The organism is Bartonella sp. AA86SXKL (genome assembly GCF_042196885.1).
Genome location: NZ_JBHIRE010000362.1, coordinates 1 through 685 on the forward strand (window position 1 = coordinate 1; position 685 = coordinate 685).

General features: G+C 39.1%; 1 protein-coding gene. It reads left to right on the forward strand.

The window, feature by feature from the left end:
- The coding region (locus tag ACFIO5_RS12025) for a MutS-related protein (RefSeq protein WP_404978052.1) at positions 1-565 on the forward strand (565 nt) is incomplete at its 5' end.
- Positions 566-685: the final 120 nt, after the last annotated feature.

The window sequence follows — 685 nt, forward strand, 5'->3', positions numbered from 1 at the left end:
GATTCTTAATCATGCTACTCAGCATTCCCTTGTTATTCTTGATGAAATCGGACGAGGAACGTCGACTTTTGATGGGCTTTCAATTGCCTGGGCAACCGTTGAATATCTTCATGAAGTTAACCATTGTCGTGCTATTCTCGCCACACATTTTCATGAAATGACAGCACTCACAGAAAAACTTGATCGTCTTCATAATGTAACCATGAAAGTCAAAAATTGGGATGGTGATGTGATTTTTCTTCACGAAGTCACGCCGGGAGCTGCGGACCGATCCTACGGCGTACAAGTTGCAAAACTTGCTGGACTTCCCAAGGCAGTTATTACACGTGCTACAGACGTTCTACAGCAATTAGAACAAGGTGAAATGGCGGGAAAAGGACATAAATTAATTGATGACTTACCGCTTTTTTCCCTTAAAACAACATCTTCCCTCAATGAAGACACAAACAAATATTCTATGCTCCATGAAGCTTTTAAAAATATCCATCCTGACGAACTCTCTCCTAAGCAAGCTTTAGAAGCCCTTTATCACCTTAAACAACTTGAAAAAAATAATCCCTTATAACAAATCAAACCAAGAGCTCTTTTTTGATCACTCCTAAATTTGTGCCTTAAATTAAGATGCGAGAATAAAAGTAGAGTAGTGGTCCTGTTCCTTTGTAAAGAACAGGAATGTAACTAGGAA